14 protein-coding genes are annotated in these 18275 nt (G+C 40.2%); 7 read left to right on the top strand and 7 right to left on the bottom strand.

Annotated features, from left to right (window positions below):
* Nucleotides 1–86: 86 nt before the first annotated feature.
* From ACE2AL_RS10065 to aphA, 4 genes are all read left to right on the top strand, one after another.
* The gene (locus ACE2AL_RS10065) at nt 87–983 is read left to right on the top strand and encodes a PHP domain-containing protein (protein WP_206086106.1); all 897 of its coding nucleotides are present in this window, start codon (nt 87–89) and stop codon (nt 981–983) included.
* A gap of 148 nt (nt 984–1131) precedes the next feature.
* Nucleotides 1132–1752 carry an L-threonylcarbamoyladenylate synthase gene (locus ACE2AL_RS10070; protein WP_206086105.1) on the top strand — a complete coding sequence of 207 codons (621 nt, stop codon included), beginning with the start codon at nt 1132–1134 and terminating at the stop codon, nt 1750–1752.
* 164 nt (nt 1753–1916) lie between these two features.
* Entirely contained in the window at nt 1917–2834 is a 918-nt protein-coding gene (rluB, locus tag ACE2AL_RS10075) for a 23S rRNA pseudouridine(2605) synthase RluB (protein ID WP_206086104.1), read from the top strand.
* 352 nt (nt 2835–3186) lie between these two features.
* Complete coding sequence (aphA, locus tag ACE2AL_RS10080) at nt 3187–3900, top strand: acid phosphatase AphA (protein ID WP_225819487.1); 714 nt, start codon at nt 3187–3189, stop codon at nt 3898–3900.
* A gap of 60 nt (nt 3901–3960) precedes the next feature.
* Here aphA and ACE2AL_RS10085 read toward each other — a convergent pair whose 3' ends face one another.
* From ACE2AL_RS10085 to ACE2AL_RS10095, 3 genes are all read right to left on the bottom strand, one after another.
* The gene (locus ACE2AL_RS10085) at nt 3961–6108 is read right to left on the bottom strand and encodes a filamentous hemagglutinin N-terminal domain-containing protein (protein WP_375083450.1); all 2148 of its coding nucleotides are present in this window, start codon (nt 6106–6108) and stop codon (nt 3961–3963) included.
* Nucleotides 6109–6590: 482 nt separating this feature from the next.
* On the bottom strand, nt 6591–7181 hold the full coding sequence (gene cobO, locus ACE2AL_RS10090; RefSeq protein WP_206086101.1) for a cob(I)yrinic acid a,c-diamide adenosyltransferase: 591 nt from the start codon (nt 7179–7181) through the stop codon (nt 6591–6593).
* A gap of 6 nt (nt 7182–7187) precedes the next feature.
* On the bottom strand, nt 7188–7952 hold the full coding sequence (locus tag ACE2AL_RS10095) for a YciK family oxidoreductase (protein WP_272539862.1): 765 nt from the start codon (nt 7950–7952) through the stop codon (nt 7188–7190).
* 178 nt (nt 7953–8130) lie between these two features.
* On the opposite strand from ACE2AL_RS10095, the gene sohB reads away from it, so the two are divergent.
* The gene (gene sohB / locus ACE2AL_RS10100; RefSeq protein ID WP_375083451.1) at nt 8131–9177 is read left to right on the top strand and encodes a protease SohB; all 1047 of its coding nucleotides are present in this window, start codon (nt 8131–8133) and stop codon (nt 9175–9177) included.
* A 92-nt stretch (nt 9178–9269) separates the two neighbouring features.
* Here the strand turns inward: sohB and ACE2AL_RS10105 are convergent, their stop codons facing one another.
* A complete protein-coding gene (locus ACE2AL_RS10105; protein WP_206086098.1) occupies nt 9270–9527 on the bottom strand; it encodes a DUF2498 family protein in 258 nt (85 codons plus the stop codon).
* 289 nt (nt 9528–9816) lie between these two features.
* Between ACE2AL_RS10105 and topA the strand changes: the two genes are divergently transcribed.
* A complete protein-coding gene (topA, locus tag ACE2AL_RS10110) occupies nt 9817–12423 on the top strand; it encodes a type I DNA topoisomerase (protein ID WP_206086097.1) in 2607 nt (868 codons plus the stop codon).
* A gap of 67 nt (nt 12424–12490) precedes the next feature.
* On the opposite strand, the gene ACE2AL_RS10115 is transcribed toward topA, so the two are convergent.
* Complete coding sequence (locus tag ACE2AL_RS10115) at nt 12491–13336, bottom strand: phosphatidylinositol-specific phospholipase C domain-containing protein (protein WP_272539861.1); 846 nt, start codon at nt 13334–13336, stop codon at nt 12491–12493.
* Nucleotides 13337–13413: 77 nt separating this feature from the next.
* On the bottom strand, nt 13414–14766 hold the full coding sequence (locus ACE2AL_RS10120) for an MFS transporter (protein WP_206086095.1): 1353 nt from the start codon (nt 14764–14766) through the stop codon (nt 13414–13416).
* Nucleotides 14767–15275: 509 nt separating this feature from the next.
* Between ACE2AL_RS10120 and sodC the strand changes: the two genes are divergently transcribed.
* Nucleotides 15276–15800 (top strand): superoxide dismutase family protein, encoded by a 525-nt coding sequence (gene sodC, locus ACE2AL_RS10125; protein ID WP_206086094.1) that lies wholly within the window; start codon nt 15276–15278, stop codon nt 15798–15800.
* Between the two features lie 335 nt (nt 15801–16135).
* Here sodC and ACE2AL_RS10130 read toward each other — a convergent pair whose 3' ends face one another.
* On the bottom strand, nt 16136–18169 hold the full coding sequence (locus ACE2AL_RS10130) for a M13 family metallopeptidase (RefSeq protein WP_375083452.1): 2034 nt from the start codon (nt 18167–18169) through the stop codon (nt 16136–16138).
* Nucleotides 18170–18275 lie beyond the last annotated feature (106 nt).

An 18275-nucleotide genomic window follows, 5' to 3' on the forward strand; every position in this document is an offset into this window, starting at 1 on the left:
CTGTAAGCCATCTTGCGTACTAGTAAACTGGATCGCATTTGAAGTGTCAAGTATTTTGTTAATTTATTAGGAAAAAATAGCTATTTATGGAAATTGGAGACGATATCACCTTGCAACCTGTATCTACACCGCTACTGACTCGCTACGACTTACACAGCCATACGACAGCCTCTGATGGGGATTTAACGCCAGAGGAATTAATCGAGCGAGCCATTGAAAAAGGCGTCAATGTTCTAGCGATCACTGACCACGATACGTGTGATGGCTTAATACAGGCAAGACAGTATATACGCGATAACGAAAAGCCGATTGAGTTAGTGAATGGTGTTGAGATCTCAACACTTTGGGAAAATATTGAAATCCATATCGTCGGTTTAAATTTCACCTCTGAACACCCAGCAATGGTTGCGTTACTTACGGAGCAATCGGCTCGTCGTGAAGCTCGGGGTATTGAGATAGGGCGCCGTTTACAAAAAGCGGGCATTGAAGATGCGTGGGAGAACGCCCAAAGTATATCGGGTGGCGGGCAAGTTACCCGAGCTCATTTTGCGCAATATATTATGAAAATAGGCAAAGAAAAAACCATCAACAATGTATTTAAACGCTATTTGTCTAAAGGCAAAACAGGTTATGTGCCTGCAACATGGTGTAGTATTGAAGCGTCCATTGCGGCGATTCATGCCGCTGGCGGCGTGGCTGTTTTAGCGCATCCATCTAAATATCAGCTTTCAAATAAATGGTTAAAACGTGTGATTGCTTATTTTAAAGAGCATGGGGGCGATGCGATGGAAATTTCCCATTGCCAGCAACCCCCTAATGAAAAACAATATTTAGCTGAATTGGCTAAAATGGCGGATTTACGAACATCTGTGGGGTCTGATTTTCACCGTCCTTGTTCTTGGATTGAATTAGGGCGAAACCTATGGTTACCAAATGATGAGCAAGCAGTTTGGACATTGTGGCAGGACGTAAAAAATCGCTAATTCATTGATGTATTGGTCGGTCGGTGTAAAATAATACTATACATAGAGTGATTAGATTAAAATCAATCATTCGATTGAGCAAAGAGATAGTGCCATTTTTAGGTATTTTGCCGGGTGATGCTGTCGATACCAAATTGTTGAGGTATATATGAGCCAGTTTTTTTATGTCCATCCGGATAACCCGCAAGCTCGGTTAATCAGTCAAAGTGTTGAAATTCTAAATAAAGGCGGTGTGGTTGTTTATCCTACTGATTCGGGGTATGCCATTGGATGTCGTTTAGAAGAAAAAGATGCATTGCAGCGAATTTGTCGTATCCGTCAGTTAGATACTAACCACAATTTTACATTAATGTGCCGTGATCTTTCTGAGCTTTCTAACTATGCACACGTAGATAATACAGTTTTTCGTTTAATTAAGAATAATACCCCAGGTAATTATACATTTATCTTAAAAGCCACCAAAGAAGTCCCTCGTCGTTTAATGAATGAAAAGCGTAAGACAATCGGCCTGCGCGTACCATCAAATCCGATTGCACGAGATTTACTTGAAGCGGTTGGCGAACCACTGATGTCAACGAGTTTAATTATGCCTGGTGATGATTTTACCCAATCTGATCCAGAAGAAATTCGTGATTTATTAGATAAACAAGTGGATTTAGTGATCCACGGTGGTTATATCGGACAGAAACCTACCACAGTCATTGATTTTACTGATGATACACCTGTTGTAGCCCGTGTTGGCACAGGGGATCCATCACCCTTTGAATAAATAAGCTATTTAGGTAGCGAATGTGCGATAAGGTGATAAAAGATAGGGGTTCAGGGGAAACCTGTGTATAATGCGCGGGTTTTCAAATTTATGACTTTTTGCACTCGTTTTTTTACTCGATGAAAAGTTATTTGACGCCTGTGAAGGCGACAGTAGAGGGTTACATGAGCGCTAAACCGCAAAATACAGAGAAATTACAAAAAATCCTTGCCCGTTCAGGGCATGGTTCACGTCGTGAAATCGAAACCTTCCTGCAAGCAGGTCGGATCAGCGTAGACGGTAAAATCGCCACTTTGGGTGACCGTGTCGAAGTCAAAGCATCAACCAAAATTCGTTTAGATGGTCGTTTATTAGCGATTAAAGAAGCGGAAAAAGAAATTTGCCGTGTGATGGCCTATTACAAACCTGAAGGTGAATTGTGTACTCGCCACGATCCTGAAGGGCGTCCAACCGTTTTTACGCGTTTGCCAAAACTGACAGGGGCAAGGTGGATTGCGGTAGGTCGTCTTGATGTGAATACTAGTGGGTTACTGTTATTCACAACCGATGGTGAGTTAGCGAACCGTTTAATGCACCCAAGCCGTGAAGTTGAGCGTGAATACGCAGTGCGGGTTTTTGGTGAAGTTAACGATGCAAAAATTCGCCAGTTGACCCAAGGTGTTCAACTTGAAGATGGTCCTGCGTCCTTTAAAACTGTCTCTTATCGTGGTGGTGAAGGGATGAACCAATGGTTCAATGTTACGTTAACAGAAGGGCGTAATCGTGAAGTCCGTCGTTTGTGGGAATCGGTTGGTGTACAAGTTAGCCGTTTGATCCGAGTGCGTTATGGTGATATCGATTTGCCAAAAGGGCTACCGCGTGGTGGTTGGACGGAGCTGGGTTTAGAGCAAACTAACTATTTGCGTGAATTAGTTGAGCTGCCAGCTGAAACAGAAAGTAAAGTGGCAGTTGAACGTGATCAACGTAGAATCAAAGCGAATCAAATTCGTCGTGCTGTGAAACGTCATACTCAAGTGGCATCACGCCCTGCATCTAAGCGTCAATCTTCAGGCCCGACAGCGAAGCGTCGTACGCGCATCTAATTACTGCGTTATCATTATTTAAGAAGCGATGGCATAACACCATCGCTTTTTTATTGCCTAAAAATTACAGCTTACTGTCTGTATGTGTCTGTAAATTGCGGGTTTAGGTCACAGAATCACAACACTTGTCTGTAATAGATAATTAAAATGAGATTTAAGTCTCATTTTAATGTAACAAAAAAACTTAACATCAAGCTCTATGTGAGATTTAACTCACATAATTGCTGCAAAATGTACTTATAAACACCTGAACACGATAAGCAGCAATGTCTATTACTTACATATAAAAATGTGGTTTATCCAAGTGAATAAAGAATGGTTTCTAAGTGGGTAAACTCGATAAGGATAAAAGATGAAAAAAATAACACTGACGCTGAGCGCGGTTGCATTAGCTTTAACGTTTACGGCAACGTCTCAAGCCAAAATACCAATGCCAGAAACTGTCAGCCCAGGCGTTACCGTTGTTGAATTAGCGCAGCAGCAACCTATTCATTGGGTTTCTATTGAACAAATTAAACAAAGCCTAGAAGGTAAAGCGCCAATGGCAGTTGGCTTTGATATCGATGATACAGTGTTATTTTCTAGCCCAGGTTTTTACCGTGGTAAACTCGAGTTTTCCCCAAATGATTTTAGTTATTTGAAAAATCAGCAGTTTTGGGAGAAAATGAATAATGAGTGGGACAAATTCAGTATGCCAAAACAAGTGGGTATTGATTTAGTCAAAATGCACTTAGACCGAGGAGATACCGTTTATTTTATTACTGGCCGTACTAAAACGAAAACTGAAACTGTGACTAAGTACGTTCAAGAAGGTTTGGCGATCCCAGCCGATAAAATGCAACCTGTTATTTTTGCGGGTGATGAGCCTGGCCAAAATAATAAAGTAAGTTGGATGCGTGACCATAAATTAACTATTTATTATGGAGATGCAGATGCGGATATTGCAGCGGCTCATGAACTAGGTATTCGTGGCGTTCGTATTTTACGTGCAGCCAACTCATCTTATCAACCGCTGCCAAAAGCAGGGCGTTTTGGTGAAGAAGTGGTGATTAATTCTGAATTCTAATTGAATTTTGAATATGAAAAGGCGACTTGGAGGTCGCCTTTTTTAATACTTGAATGACAGTTAGTTATTCACAATTGCGTCAATAACAACACGGTTACCCGTGATAGAACCTGTTGTTCCACTTGTTACAATTGGACTAGTGACCTTCGTCGTATTGTTAGAGCTAATAGTTCCATATTGGTTATTCACGCGATTTTTAGCTTCAATGGTCATGTTTTTGCCAGATACCATTTTTCCTGCATAATTATCGAGTGTACCAGTACTCACATTATGGTTATTAATCCCCGTAATTTGGCCATAATTATTGTTCAGGGTTGCTTTTGTTTTAATATCAATATCGCTGCGTGAGGCAACGTTATTATTCGCATTGGCTGCGATTGAACCATATACGTTATAAAGGTTATCACTTTTAACTTTGATAGTACCATCATTGGTTTGCAAACCACCATTTTGGTCTGTTAAACCAAATTGTGCGTTTACGTTTTTAAAATCAGCACTATAGTTATTGTTTAAATGGCTAGTTTCAATATCTAAGTTGCTTTCAGCGTTAATTAAACCAGATTGGTTATCAATATTATGCGCAGTTATTGTTAAGTTTTTACCTTTAATATAACCAGAACGATTACTGAGTATATTGGACTTTATTTCTGTTTTGCCATTATCAGAAATAATTGAGCCTGAGTTTGTTAATTGGTTTGCATTGATATTCAGTAGTTTACCACTATGAATTTTTGAACGAGGGTCATTAGTCAATGCGACAGAAGCATCAAGATCCATACGGCCTTTAACAGCATTTAACTCTGAATTAGACTGTGTTAAATACATGGTATTCACCTCAGCACGTCGCTGTGCCACAATCTTACTGTTAGCCATGTTTTCGATAGAGTTTTGTGCGTTTAAGATGATATCACGACCCGCAGTGATGTTGGAGTTCTCATTCACAATACGAACAGCATCAATAGTGATATCTTGACCAGCAATAAAACCCTTCGCTGGATCATTTGGATTCCCCATATTATCGCGGTTATAGATTACATTGGTAGAATGGACGTTGAGGTCACCTCGAGTGGCTTTAAATGACCCATTATCATTGACGATAGTATCAGATAACGTGGTCACATTTTGTTGGGCTTCAATGGTTCCGTTGTTATTTGACAAAGTACCTAACGTCGTTAAATTTACATCGTTGTTCAGGGACGTAATGTGCCCACGATCGTTATTAATTGCACCTGTGCCTGCAGCCTGAATGTTGACACTTTTTGCTGCGGAAATAGTGCCGCTATTTGTCAGCCCAGTCGCATTAATCGAGAGGGTATTTGCTGAGTGAATGTTGCCATTAATATTATTGACGGTGCCTGCGCTATCAATGGTAATTGCACCATTATGTGAAGCGATATCACCTGCGTTAGATACGCCAACACCTGTTTCGGTCGCCATTAACGAAATTTTATTCGCATACATGCCGCCTAAGGCGGAAACGTCAATACCAATACTTGGTTTTGCACCAATGGCTGTTGTCGTACCAATAACATCACCAGCGGAATTCACACGGTTATTCCCTGCAATAACGTTTAGACGTTGAGCTGTGACAGCACCGTTAATCGCGACAGAGCGTGCAATTATATCAGTAGGTGAGTTTGCATTGAAACTACCATTGATGGCAATTTTTCCTTGCTGCACATTGTAGTCATTGACTAAGTTATTGCCATCTAAGGAAACTTTACCCGTAGTTAATGTGGTGCGGTTGGTATTAATAAATCCGCAGTTATTACAGGTGATACCTGATGCATTTGCGACAATCACTTGCGCTTTACCGCCAGCGACTTCAATCATGCCGTTTAATGTTGTTGCCGTATTTGAGTTGACCTCATTTAGGATCACTTTTGCGCGTTTACCTGCGACATTGCCATTACCGCCAATTTTACCCCCTATTGTGGTATTAGAAAGGCCTGCACTATTGTTTAAAATAACGCCTTTTTGGTCAACATCAAATTGGCTATAAATATTGTGAGAAACACCGCTTTCAGACGGTTTATTAATATAAACAATGGTTGGACCATTACCTTGAACCATTACTCCAGCGCCATTTGTTGGCGTAATAGCGGCTTGAGCAACCGTTGTTGAACCGACAATCATTGAAACACACAGAAATAAAGGTTTGAATTTCAATTTAGGTGCATTGAAAGTATTCATTGAAACGTTTTGCATATATATCCCTTAAATTAAAATAGACAATATCTAAAATAACTAACAATCCATTATTGCAATTTAATTATGCGGAAATATAAAATTAAATAAAATTAATAATGTTAACATGAGTTAAGTTTTTATTCGGTATTGAATAATAACTTAGTATGAATAAAGCTAGAATAAATGCGTTATTTTGTATTTAACTTGTTTTTTATCAGTTGGTTAAATTTCTTTCTGTATTGTGATTTTCGGTATGTTTACTCAAGGGGTAACACGTACTAGTTTATATTTAATAGAGAAAAGGTGAGTTTAATCATTAGAATAACTTATGGTCTGAATTTATATTGTAAAAATGGTCGATATAATTAAAGCCGAATTGGGAATATATGCGAATGATTAAATTAACACGCAAGATGGTTTGATTAAACTTATCATGCATAAAAAGAGAACTTAGCAATAGTCTTATTTTAGCTTATAATTGCTAAGTTAACTTTTATCGTTTACCAGTCAATGCCTTTTTGCGCTTTAATACCAACATCAAACGCATGTTTAACAGGGCGCATTTCAGTAACTGTATCCGCTAAATTAATTAAATCACGGTGGCATCCTCTACCTGTAATGATGACGGATTGGTTGGCAGGACGATCTAGCAAGGCTTGTATAACGTCGTCTAACCCAAGGTAATGATAGCTGACCATATAGGTTAGCTCATCTAAGACAACCAAATCATATTGAGGATCACTTAAAAGTCGTTTTGCATGATGCCAGGTTTCAAGGCAGGCTAGTGTGTCCGTCTCTTTATTTTGTGTTTCCCACGTAAAGCCAGTGGACATTACAAAAAAAGGCGCTCCAAGCGGCTCTAAGAGTTCACGTTCACCATTATCCCAACTTCCTTTAATAAATTGCACAACAGCCGCTTTTTTACCATGGCCGATGGCACGACAAACCGTACCAAATGCGGCGGTCGTTTTACCTTTGCCGTTGCCAGTGAAGATGATGATAATCCCACGCTCAATTTGAGCGGCTTCAATACGCGCATCGACTTTTTCTTTTAAGCGTTGTTGACGTTCTTCATGTCGGCTTTGTGACATAATAAATTACTCCGCTGCACCTGGTTTACGGCCTGGTTGTGCATCATAACTGCTTCCTGTTTTACGGATGCTATCATCACCCATTAAATAAATGTAAATAGGCATAATATCTGCTGGGGTTTTGAGTTTTTCGGGGTCTTCTTCGGGGAATGCGCTGGCACGCATACTGGTTCTGGTTCCTCCAGGATTAATGCAGTTAACGCGTAAATGACTATTTTTATATTCCTCAGCAAGCACTTGCATTAGACCTTCTGTTGCAAATTTAGAAACAGCGTAAGCTCCCCAACCAGCGCGGCCTTGTTTCCCAACACTCGAACTTGTGAAAACTAATGATGGATTTGGCGCTTTCAAGAGTAAGGGGAGTAGGGATTGCGTAAGCATAAAGGTCGCATTGACGTTGATCTGCATGACATCATGCCATAGTTGAGGCGGTTGTTCTGAAATGGGGGCGACAACACCAAGAATACCCGCATTATGCAAGACGCCATCTAGATAAGGAACAGTGTTAGATATTTTCGTGGCTAATGATTGGCAGTTTTCATTGGTTGCTGTCAATAAATCTAAAACATAACATGGCGATTTCTTGCCAGAAATTGCAGTGATTTCTTGGCTAACAGCGTCTAATTTATGTTGCGTTCTTCCGACAAGAACCAATGATGCACCGAATCGGGCATAGGTTAGGGCGGCTTCACGACCAATGCCATCGCCTGCGCCAGTTATGAGTATCGTTTTGCCTTTCAATAGGTCTTGTCTAGGCTGATATTGAAGCATATTCTTTCCTATGATTGTGAATTAAATGTAACGATATCATCGCACTGATTTGGTTTTTTGGCTAATCTAACATAGATATCTACGTAGTTTATGGTGTGAAATACGATTTTTTCTGGTTGTTTACCCATAATCGTGAGATTATTTTTGTGTTGAAGATAAATATCAGAAGGATCATGTTGTGGAGTATTTCTCTTTGTATGGATTATTTTTAGCAAAAGTTGTCACTATCGTGGTGGCTATCGTTTTGCTGGCTGTTTTTGTCTTTGGTGTAGGTATGCGTCGCCAAAGTGCTAAAGGTTCGTTAAAACTCACTGATTTGGGTGAGAATTATCGCGAACGCCAGCGTCAGATGCAGCAAGTGAAAATGAATGAATCTGAGCATAAAGCATGGCTCAAGGCATTCAAAAAACAGCAAAAAGCAAAATCAAAAAGTGAGAAATCAGGGGCTAAACTTGGGCAAACATCCATTAAAAAGCCCTGTTTATATGTCTTAGACTTTAAAGGCAGCATGGATGCACGCGAAGTGGCATCTTTGAGGGAGGAAATCAGTGCAGTTCTGGCTGTTGCTGATACACAAGATGAAGTTTTACTGCGTTTGGAGAGCCCTGGCGGTATGGTTCATGGTTATGGGCTTGCAGCATCACAATTACGTCGTTTAAAAGAAAAGAATATTCCGTTGACGGTTGCTGTTGATAAAGTGGCAGCAAGTGGTGGCTATATGATGGCCTGTATTGCAGATAAAATTGTTGCTGCACCATTTGCTATTATTGGCTCAATTGGTGTTGTGGCACAAATTCCTAATATTCATCGCTTATTGAAAAAACATGATGTTGATGTTGAACTTCATACGGCAGGTGAATATAAAAGAACGCTGACATTGCTCGGGGAAAATACCGAGCAAGGCCGTAAAAAGTTTGTGGAAGATTTAAATTCAACGCATGATCTTTTCAAGCAATTTGTTCATCAAAATCGTCCGTCATTAGATATTGATAAGGTTGCAACGGGTGAATACTGGTACGGGTCACAGGCGTTAGAAAAAGGGCTTGTGGATAGCATTGGCGTCAGTGATGACATTATTGTTGATGCAGTTGATGCTAAAGAGATTGTTGGTGTCCGTTATGTTCTAAGTAAAAAAATGGTGGATAAAGTCATGGGAAGCGCAGCAAATAGTGTTGATAACCTTTTATTGCGTTGGTGGCAGCGTGGCCAAAAACCAATGTTATAAATGAATAGTCGCCTCGCAAATATTCTGTTTTAATTCTACTATTAATTACCGGCACTGAAGCCGGTAATTTTTTATCAATTATTGAATGTTAATTAATCATTTTCACGTAATTGGTATTGTTCTGAAAGAACATGGGCAAGATGTTTGTACATATTAAAAGCAGCGGTACTTTTTAATGTTGGGATACCATTTTCATCGAGAAAGAATTCCCCTTTAAAAACCAGCGTACCACGATGCTGCTCCACGGTGTCTACAAACATACCGTGAATATATTCGTCATGTTTCTGTATGATATCGTTAGCTTTTTCAAGTAACTCTGTTTTTGTAATGTACGGTAGATCGTCTTGCATAATAGGGCTCCCTTGAAAAAATAATTGGTTGCTTCTCGCATTTTATCAGGTAGAGTGTGTGGTTTTCAATTATGGCTTAATGCCTTTATATGGTTAAAATCAGTCAGCTAGAAGACTTTCATGACTTGTAGAATAACGTGATTGAGATTATAAGTTTTGTTTCAACACAAATAATTGATTGAAAATATATTGATATATTGTGATTGTGTCGCAATATAAAAAACAGATTCTCATTTTACGCATTTTAATGTAAAAGTGCGTCATAGTTGATATTTAGGTAAAGGTAAATATGGGTAAAGCTCTTGTTATCGTGGAGTCCCCGGCAAAAGCCAAGACAATTAATAAATACCTTGGCAGTGGCTACGTTGTGAAAAGCAGCGTCGGCCATATTCGTGATCTGCCGAAAAGCGGCTCTGGTTCACAAACCGGCTCACAAAAGAGTACAGGCTCATCTACCGAGAAAACAAAGAAAGTTAAAAAAGATCCACGCGATGCATTAGTGAATCGCATGGGTATCGACCCTTATCATGGTTGGAAGGCGAATTACCAAATTCTACCAGGTAAGGAAAAGGTGGTTTCTGAGCTGAAATCTCTGGCTGCGGATGCCGATCACATCTACCTCGCAACGGACTTGGACCGCGAGGGGGAAGCGATCGCATGGCATTTACGTGAAGTGATTGGCGGTGATGATTCGCGTTTTAGTCGTGTTGTATTTAACGAAATCACGAAAAACGCCATCACCCAAGCATTTGATAGCCCAGGTGAGCTAAATATTGATCGGGTTAACGCGCAGCAAGCACGTCGCTTTATGGATCGCGTTGTGGGGTACATGGTATCTCCATTATTGTGGAAAAAAGTGGCTAGAGGTTTGTCTGCGGGGCGTGTTCAGTCTGTTGCAGTGAAACTGATTGTTGAACGCGAACGAGAAATTAAAGCGTTTGTTCCTGAAGAGTATTGGGAATTACACGCGGACTTAGCAGATAAAGATATTGCAAATTTACGCATGGAAGTGACGTCGCAAGCAGGTAAATCGTTCAAACCTGTTAATAAAGCGCAAACTACCGCTGCGGTAAAATTACTTGAAAAGGCGCGCTTTGAGGTTATTGACCGTGAAGACCGCCCTACATCAAGTAAACCAAGTGCACCTTATATCACTTCAACATTGCAACAAGCGGCAAGTACGCGTTTAGGCTTTGGGGTGAAGAAAACCATGATGATGGCCCAGCGTCTGTATGAAGCGGGTTACATTACTTATATGCGTACTGACTCAACTAACTTGAGTCAAGATGCGTTGGATATGGTTCGTGGTTATATCAATGACAACTTTGGGGCGAAATATCTGCCGAAAGATGCCAATGTATATAGCAGCAAAGATAATTCCCAAGAGGCGCATGAAGCCATCCGTCCTTCTAGTGTTGATGTATTACCTGATTCGCTAAAAGATATGGAAAATGACGCAAAACGGTTGTACCAATTAATTTGGAACCAATTTGTTGCGTGTCAAATGACGCCAGCGAAATATGACTCTACGACCTTAACAGTGAAAGCGGGAGACTTTGAACTGAAAGCCAAAGGGCGTACGTTACGTTTTGATGGTTGGACGAAAGTAATGCCTGCACTGCGCAAAAACGATGAAGATAAAACCTTACCGCCAATTCAAGTGGGTACGGAACTATCATTAATTGAATTATTGCCAAGTCAGCACTTTACTAAACCGCCTGCACGTTTTAGTGAAGCTTCACTGGTTAAAGAACTCGAAAAACGTGGAATTGGTCGTCCTTCAACTTATGCGGCAATTATTTCGACTATCCAAGATAGAGGATATGTCAAAGTTGAAAACCGTCGCTTCTATGCGGAAAAAATGGGGGAAATCGTTACTGATCGTTTAGAAGAAAACTTCAACGATTTGATGAACTACGATTTTACCGCACGCATGGAAAACCAGCTCGACCATGTTGCAAATCATGATGCCGAGTGGAAAGCTGTTCTTGATGAATTCTTCTCTGATTTTAGTACCCAGCTTGATGTTGCGGAAAAAGATCCAGAAGAAGGGGGAATGCGTACCAATCCGATGGTTATAACATCAATAACCTGTCCTGATTGTGAACGCCATATGGGTATTCGCACTGCATCTACAGGGGTATTCCTGGGGTGTAGTGGCTATGCATTGCCACCAAAAGAACGCTGTAAAAAAACCATCAATCTGATCCCTGAAGATGAAGTACTTAATATTCTTGAAGGGGATGATGCAGAAACTAACGCGTTAAGAGCAAAACGTCGTTGCCCTAAATGTGGTACGGCGATGGATAGCTACTTGATTGATAACCAACGTAAATTACATGTTTGTGGTAATAACCCTGCATGTGAAGGTTATGAAATTGAAGAAGGCGAATTCCGTATTAAAGGCTATGATGGCCCTGTCATTGAATGTGATAAATGTGGCTCTGAAATGCACCTGAAAATGGGGCGTTTTGGTAAATACATGGGTTGCACCAATGAAGAATGTAAAAACACACGTAAAATCCTAAGAAGTGGTGAAGTTGCGCCACCGAAAGAAGATCCTGTTCCGTTGCCTGAATTACCGTGTGAAAAGTCTGACGCTTACTTTGTATTGCGTGATGGTGCCGCTGGGGTGTTCCTTGCTGCCAACACTTTCCCGAAATCCAGAGAAACACGTGCGCCATTAGTGGCTGAGTTACAACGCTTTAAGGACAGATTACCTGAAAAGCTTGCCTACTTGGCAGAAGCACCTGCTGAAGATGCTGAAGGTAACCCAACAGTTGTTCGTTTTAGCCGTAAAACCAAGCAACAATATGTTTCTTCGGAAAAAGACGGTAAAGCAACAGGTTGGAGTGCTTTTTATGTTGATGGTAAATGGGAAGTCAAAGAGAAATAATTCGTTAAGGTTATTTTTCAGATAAAAATAGAAATGCCAATCTGTTATTGATTGGCATTTTTTTGCGTTAAGCAGATTGTAATTGATTCACTTTAATCGTTTTCTTTGCTAAATCTTCATCAATAAAATCAAAGATTAATATGCCTTTTGGCGTAGCCTGATCTAACGTAGCTAATTCATCGCGAATAATAGGGTTAATGATGTTTGCATACGCGATTGGACTGCCCAGCTGACCATTCGTTGCACTAATATGATTGAGAACGAGCTGATGCTCTTTGGTATTATCATCGCCATGAATTAACGCCATTATGTCATTGATTTTTTCCTGGATCTCAGGGCCATTCCAGTTATCTTGTAATGAAATTAAGGGGTTTTGATGCCAATTATGCGCCCAACGAGTGCCATCCTTTAACGTTGAAACATGCAATTCTGGTGGTGCACATTCAATCACCAAGATTTTGCCTCTTAACTGTTTTACACTGGGCCACTTGAATGTGTTTTCATCAACTCGCTCAGGCAGTAAAAGGTGTTTTAGGTAAGGCTCAATAAATGGGATAAGAGCCTGTTTATAGGCCTCAAAGTCATTTTTTTTCTCATTGGCATTTTGAATGCGTAAAATGACAAATTCAGTAGGGTGTGTATCAAGGAAAGAAATAAAGCAGTGAAGAAGGTCTTCTGCCATGATGTCGCTATGCCATTCACGGTGTGCAATATTTAGATTGCGAGTTAGCCTTAAATCAAAAAAACGCACGCCGCAGTTAAGCTGCTCCACTAGCGATAATGTCTGGGTTTGGTAATAAGGCAGATCACAGGTTGATGTAATGGCATCATGAGTTCCTGGGATCAATAAATCAGTTACGGATAATTCATCTGCAATGTATTTGAGCCAATCAATATAATTATTATTTCGCATAGTGCTTACCTAGTCCATTTTCTAAATAGACAATAAGCCGTTATTACAACGGCTTATGTCGTCATAATATCAATGTGTTATTGCGCTTTTTTCATTTTAATAACGGTCCAAGACAGTAAGGCGGCGATTAATGTTAAGACAGATAACCCAATAAAAACATTACCAATAATATTCGTTGGAGTCAGAATTTCTTTGACAACTTGCCCTTGCTCACCTAATTGTGGACTAAAAATGATCTTACCTAAAATTAATGGCGCTAGCAGTGCAGGAAGGTATCCAATCGTGATAGCCAAAGACATTGCAGCGGAAGCATGCTTTTTATCAATCCCAAACTCACCGATCGGGGCATAGTAGACGCCTCGGATCATAAAGCAGCATGCGGAGGCACATAACATCAGGATCATTATAGTGTTACGAACTGCAGGGCTAATGATATTGTCAGGAGCTTGGCCAGCCATAAATTCCGTGATAGAAGCTGGGTTCATATAGAACAAAATACCAATAGCGGCGAGTAGGAACACTAAAACGAATGACATAAAACGCATAAAGTGGGCGGTGGATTTAAACGCTAATGTGACCAGCAATGTGGATAATAATGGCAACATTCGCAATGCAATAACAACAGAAACAAATACTGCAGCGACGGTTGCAGATGTACCATAACCTGCTTGTAAGAAACGGGCAAAGTAGGTACCCGCTGCAACAAAAGTACCGTAAATACAGAAAACGTTGAGGCCTGTTACCCAAACAATCGGTAATTTGATAACTTTTAATACACCAAGCAGCGCTTCTTTCACTGAGTTTACGGTATCAGCGTCCTCACTGACTCGCGCGTCCTTCGGTACAGCCAAGAAAATGAATATCGCAGTAGCGAGCACAATAATGGATGATGTGATCATCATGGTGCGGCTACTTGCTTCGTAATAAACCATTGCAGCCCATAATAGACTCATCAAAAATGCTAATAAACCTCGTCCAAATTCAAACATACCAAAAGCAACACCTTGGTGCTCTTTGGTGGTAGATAAACTCACCGCCTTAAAGTTGGCGGGTTTAAATAACACTTCACTGAGTAATAACATGGAGAAAAAACACAGCAATAAAGTTGGCATGCTTAACCCTGGTGAGTTTAAGGCGATAAAGAGAGAAATAAAGCCAACTCCGAGTGTGGTGATTAACATAATCACACGGACTTTAAATCTATCACCGACCCAACCCAGAGCGAGAGTGCCTAATAAGATAACTAATCCTTGCATGGAATAGAGCTGGCCTGCTTGCGCATCAGTGATCCCCATAGCGACAGGAAAGCCAAGGGGTAGGGAGTTCCGCAAGTCCCAAAAGGCATACAATAGCTGGGCGTTTGCAGTAATAAATATCAGTTGAATAATGGTGTGTGCTGAAAAACCAAACTTTTTGGCAAGAGTATTCATAATCTATTTTCCACTTATTATAAAAATTAAAGAAAACATAGTGTTATATTTTGTTAACTTGTTTTTGTAAGGTACAGCCAATCTCTTTAACGTTATTTTGCTGGGTGGGATTTTATGAAATTTTTATTTCCTATTTATTTCATGTGAAATGAATAGTCTGAAATGTAGGCGAAATGAAAATAATATACTGTGATCATTTTCACAGCATGTTAACATTTTTATCAAAGAGTTATTTTACGTAAATGTACTAAAATGAAGTTTTTATAATAAGTCTATAACGGCATAAATATTCTTAATTGAGTGATTTTTGAAGATTAAGTTAACAATATTGATTGTGATATAACTATCATTTATTAACTAAAGCTAAATGCAGCACCAAAGTGATAACAAATTTGTGTTAACTTAAGTAGAGTCATTGGTACTAATGAAACAACAGTAATCGTTCTTACCTTGTTTATCATAAGGTAATTGGATGGAATGATTGATAAATGTTATCCACTGGAGGCAATATGAAGTTAAAGATGTGCTTATTTGCTGCATTACTGACTGCGGGCACTGCCTATGCAGCACAATCCACTGTGGTATTAAAGGAAGCAACGCCAACGGGTGAGGGTAAAACGATTGGTGAAGTTGTTATCTCTGAAACTGAGTATGGGTTATTGTTCACACCAAAACTTTCAGGTTTACAATCTGGTATTCATGGTTTCCATGTCCACGAAAACCCAAGCTGCGAGCCAGGGGAAAAAGACGGCAAATCTGTTCCTGCACTAAAAGCGGGTGGGCATTTAGATCCAGCAAAAACGGCTGTTCACAAAGGGCCATATGATAATACTGGGCACTTAGGGGATTTACCCGGTCTCGTTGCAGATAGCCAAGGTAATGCCGATTATGCGGTTTTAGCGCCACGTTTAAAAACACTGAAAGATGTGCAAAACCGTGCGTTAATGGTGCATGTGGGGGGCGATAACTATTCCGATAATCCAGAAGCGTTAGGTGGTGGGGGGGCTAGGATGGCCTGTGGCGTCATCAAATAACTTTGCTCGTCATATTTTACGGTGTGGCGTTGTTGGCTTCATTCGGTTATGTGGGTCACATACTGGAGTATGCTCCCCACGATAACCTCATTTGCCGCCTAGCCACAACGTAAACTATTTAGAGCAAGGTCTTAATTGTCCAAAGCAATACTTAATAGCGTAGTATTGCATTGGGTATTAAGTAATTTAAATGATGATATAGCGTCATATATTGCCTAGCCACAACGCAGACTATTTAGAGCAATATCTAATTGTTCAAAGCAATACTTAACTGATGATGTGGTTTGAAAGCTCGGAAATATGCCGAGCTTTCTTTTTATCTATTTATCAATCGACTACCAAATACGAATACGCTTTTCAGGTTCCAAATAGAGAGCATTGTCTTTATCGACACCAAAGGTTTGGTACCAATCATCAATATTACGCACAACGCCATTGGCACGGAATTGGTTTGGACTGTGCGGGTCAGTCATAATTTTATTACGCTCAGACTCTTTATTCGACAGCTCTTGCCATGTGCGTGCCCATGCGATGAAAAAACGCTGTAAGCCGGTTGTGCCGTCAATAATCGGCGGTTCACCATTTGGGTAATTTTCTTTGGCGAATTGTTTATAGGCACTCAACGCGATATTTAGCCCGCCTAAGTCCCCAATATTTTCGCCTAGAGTTAATTGCCCATTAACTTTCAAACCATCGACATCAAACGCGTTGTATTGTTCGACCAACTTCTCAGTTTTTTCTTTGAAGTGCGTTTTGGCACTTTCACTCCACCAATTACGTAGTTGCCCTGTACCATCATATAAACTGCCTTGGTCATCAAAACCATGACCCATTTCATGGCCTATCACTGCACCAATTGCCCCGTAGTTATAAGCGGGGTCAACGTTAGGGTCAAAGAATGGGGCTTGTAAAATCGCAGCAGGGAACACGATTTCATTTTGTACAGGGTTGAAATAGGCATTCACCGTTTGTGGTGTCATTCCCCATTCCCATTTACGAACAGGCTGGCCCATTTTGCTAATCATGTCGTTGTAGGACCATGCAACAACTTGTTTGTAGTTATCAAACAGTGAATCTGGTTTTAAATTAATGTCACTGAAATCATTCCATTTGTCAGGGTAGCCCACTTTTACGGTGAACTGTTCCAGTTTTTTCAGGGCTTCTTGGCGTGTGCTATCATCCATCCAATCGTTGTCTTTTAAACGTGAATTAAATGTGCCTCTGACATAGCTCACTAAATCTTGAATTTTTTCTTTGGATTGCGGGTCGAAATATTTTTCAACATAGATTTGCCCTAATGCTTCGCCCTGAAGGGAGTTTACTGTTTGTAACGCACGTTCTTGGCGGGTACGTTGTTTCTCGACACCGTTGAGTTTTTTCGAATAAAAATCAAAGTTGGCATCAGAAACAGCTTTATTTAAATAGCGTGCATGATCGCTAATATATTGGAACGTTAAATAATCTTTTAAGGTTGAAACAGGTGTTTGCGCGAAAATTTTTGCGGTTTGTTCAACGGCGCTGTCTGTTTCTACTACCACTTTTTCAAGCTGCTTATCGGTGAGTTTGTAGCGGCTGATAAAACTGCTCCAATCAAAGCCTTTGGTATGATTTTTCATTTCAGCTAATGACATAGCATGGTAGTTTTTGATGGTGTCACGGCGCGCTTCAGGACTCCAATGTACGGTTGCAATGGCTTTTTCTAAATCGAATATTTTTTGCGCTTTTTGTTCAACGTCTTTTTCACCCGCCAGTTTCAGCATCGTTGCGATATAAGCGATATAACTTTTTCGTATATCTTGCATTTGTGGGGTGTCATCGAGGTAATAAGTCCGATTAGGTAATCCTAAACCCCCTTGGCCAATATACAACACATACGTTTCAGGGGATTTTGCATCTAAATCTACCCAATAAGAAATCAATGAATTGAAATCTGGGTTAGTCATTAGCTGACTGATATCCTGATGGTTTTTTGCTTTTGCAATCTCGGCTAAATCCTGTTTGATAGGTGAAAGTCCAGCCTTTTCGATGGCGTCTTCATTGAGAAAACTTTGGTACAAATGACGAATATTGCGTTGATTATGGTTTAGTTCGCTTTCTGGTTTTTTCTGTAGTTCATCAATGATAGCTTGGGTCTGTTTTTCGGTATTTAAATACAAATCAACAAAAGAGTTAATGCGGGGCATACCCGTTGGGATTTTTGCCTTGCTTATCCAATCCTCATTCACGTAGCGGTAGAAATCATTACCAGGGTTAATTGTGTCGGATAAAACAATTTTCTGTTGTCCGTAAGTCACTTCCTTTGCAACTAGTTGAGGTGCAAAGGAAACCGTTGACATACCAATAAGCAGTGCCAAAATATTTATACGCATGTAAAAACCTCTCTTCGTTGAGAATCTATAACTCCACTTTTTCAAGCTTATACTGAAGTGGAAATCCTTCAAATTACGTTTTATTCATTGAAACATATCACGAATT

The sequence above is a fragment of the Providencia xihuensis genome, assembly GCF_041953405.1.
Lineage (GTDB): Bacteria > Pseudomonadota > Gammaproteobacteria > Enterobacterales > Enterobacteriaceae > Providencia > Providencia vermicola.

Excerpts from the sequence above, each read along its gene's own strand:
- ACE2AL_RS10130 (WP_375083452.1), bottom strand. The coding sequence starts at position 18,169 with ATGCGTATAAATATTTTGGCACTGCTTATTGGTATGTCAACGGTTTCC.
- ACE2AL_RS10070 (WP_206086105.1), top strand. The coding sequence starts at position 1,132 with ATGAGCCAGTTTTTTTATGTCCATCCGGATAACCCGCAAGCTCGGTTA.
- sodC (WP_206086094.1), top strand. The coding sequence starts at position 15,276 with ATGAAGTTAAAGATGTGCTTATTTGCTGCATTACTGACTGCGGGCACT.
- ACE2AL_RS10085 (WP_375083450.1), bottom strand. The coding sequence starts at position 6,108 with ATGCAAAACGTTTCAATGAATACTTTCAATGCACCTAAATTGAAATTC.
- ACE2AL_RS10105 (WP_206086098.1), bottom strand. The coding sequence starts at position 9,527 with ATGCAAGACGATCTACCGTACATTACAAAAACAGAGTTACTTGAAAAA.
- cobO (WP_206086101.1), bottom strand. The coding sequence starts at position 7,181 with ATGTCACAAAGCCGACATGAAGAACGTCAACAACGCTTAAAAGAAAAA.
- topA (WP_206086097.1), top strand. The coding sequence starts at position 9,817 with ATGGGTAAAGCTCTTGTTATCGTGGAGTCCCCGGCAAAAGCCAAGACA.
- aphA (WP_225819487.1), top strand. The coding sequence starts at position 3,187 with ATGAAAAAAATAACACTGACGCTGAGCGCGGTTGCATTAGCTTTAACG.
- rluB (WP_206086104.1), top strand. The coding sequence starts at position 1,917 with ATGAGCGCTAAACCGCAAAATACAGAGAAATTACAAAAAATCCTTGCC.
- ACE2AL_RS10115 (WP_272539861.1), bottom strand. The coding sequence starts at position 13,336 with ATGCGAAATAATAATTATATTGATTGGCTCAAATACATTGCAGATGAA.
- ACE2AL_RS10065 (WP_206086106.1), top strand. The coding sequence starts at position 87 with ATGGAAATTGGAGACGATATCACCTTGCAACCTGTATCTACACCGCTA.
- ACE2AL_RS10095 (WP_272539862.1), bottom strand. The coding sequence starts at position 7,952 with ATGCTTCAATATCAGCCTAGACAAGACCTATTGAAAGGCAAAACGATA.
- ACE2AL_RS10120 (WP_206086095.1), bottom strand. The coding sequence starts at position 14,766 with ATGAATACTCTTGCCAAAAAGTTTGGTTTTTCAGCACACACCATTATT.